The sequence below is a fragment of the Streptomyces sp. NPDC005761 genome (assembly GCF_040630635.1).
In the GTDB taxonomy this organism is placed as follows: domain Bacteria; phylum Actinomycetota; class Actinomycetes; order Streptomycetales; family Streptomycetaceae; genus Streptomyces.
In genome coordinates, this window is sequence record NZ_JBEXXX010000106.1 from 1 (window position 1) to 1,718 (window position 1,718).

Here is a 1,718-nt window from a genome sequence, read left to right on the forward strand (position 1 = left end):
CTGTGGGCGGGTGCGGGGATGGGGCAGTGGCTGGGTGAGGCGGATCTGGAGCGGATGAGGCGTCAGGGGTTGCCGGCGTTGGAGCCGGAGCAGGGACTGGCGCTGTTCGACGCGGGTCTGGCGTCCGGACGGGCCGCTCTGGTCCCGTTGCCGGTCGACGCCACCGCGCTCCGCGCCCGTACCGACACCATCCCCGCGCTCCTCCGCGACCTCGTCCCCACCACCAGACGACCCGCTGCACGCGCGGTGGCCGGGGCCGGGGACGGGCAGGAACTGCTGCGCAGCCTGGCAGGACTCGATGCCGACGAGCGCGCCCGCACGCTGCTGGAGATGGTCCGAGGCCGCGTGGCCAAGGTGCTGGGCCACGCATCGGCCCAGGCCATCGAGGCGGACCGGCCGTTCCAGGAGCTCGGCTTCGATTCGCTCAGCGCTGTGGAGCTCCGCAACGAACTGAACCTGATCACCGCCCTCCGGCTTCCCGCAACGCTGGTCTTCGACTACCCGACCTCCCGCGCTGTGGCGGGTTACATCGACGGTGAGCTCGATGGAAGCGGGGCGCGGGAGGTGGTGCAGCCTGGCGGCAGCCCTGCCGTGCGTGACCTGGACGACGAGCCGATCGTCATCGTGGGCATGGCGTGCCGCTATCCGGGCGGCGTGAGCTCCCCCGAGGACCTGTGGGATCTGGTCGCCGAGGGCCGTGACGCGGTTTCCGGGTTCCCGCTGGATCGGGGCTGGGACATCGAGGGCGTGTACGACCCCGAGCCCGGAGTGCCGGGCAAGACCTATGCGAACGAGGGCGGATTCCTCTACGAGGCCGGCGACTTCGACCCGACGTTCTTCGGTATCAGTCCGAACGAGGCTCTGATCATGGACCCGCAACAGCGGTTGCTGCTGGAGGCGTCGTGGGAGGTCTTCGAACGGGCGGCCATCGATCCCCGGTCCTTGAAGGGAACCAGGACGGGAGTCTTCGCCGGCCTGATGTACCACGACTACGGCCAGGGAACGGAGGCCGCCGCGACCACGGGAGGCAGCCTGGTGTCAGGTCGCATCTCCTACACGCTGGGACTCGAAGGGCCTTCTCTGACGGTCGATACGGCGTGCTCGTCGTCGCTGGTGGCGTTGCACCTGGCGGCCCAGGCGCTGCGTTCCGGCGAATGCTCGATGGCGCTGGCGGGTGGTGTGGCGGTGATGTCCACGCCGGACATGTTCGTGGAGTTCAGTCGTCAGCGTGGGCTGGCGAAGGACGGTCGGTGCAAGTCGTTCGCGGGTGCTGCGGACGGGGCCGCGTGGTCGGAGGGCGTAGGGGTCCTGCTCGTCGAGCGGCTGTCGGATGCCCGGCGGCTGGGCCACGAGGTCCTGGCCGTGGTGCGGGGCAGTGCGGTGAATCAGGACGGTGCGAGCAATGGGATGACGGCTCCGAACGGTCCGTCGCAGCAGCGGGTGATCCGGGCAGCGCTGGAGAACGCCGGCCTCTCGTACTCCGATGTGGATCTGGTGGAGGCGCATGGGACGGGGACTCGGTTGGGTGATCCGATCGAGGCGCAGGCGTTGTTGGCGACGTACGGGCAGGGGCGTGCGGAAGGTGATCCGTTGTGGCTGGGTTCGTTGAAGTCGAACTTGGGTCATGCGCAGGCTGCGGCGGGTGTGGGTGGGGTGATCAAGGCGGTGCAGGCGATTCGGCATGGTGTGTTGCCGAGGACGTTGCATGTGGATGTGCC

1 protein-coding gene is annotated in these 1,718 nt (G+C 69.2%); it reads left to right on the forward strand.

The window, feature by feature from the left end:
• Positions 1-1,718: beta-ketoacyl synthase N-terminal-like domain-containing protein (locus ABZ434_RS36050; RefSeq protein ID WP_359146330.1), on the forward strand; the 1,718-nt coding region annotated here is incomplete at both ends.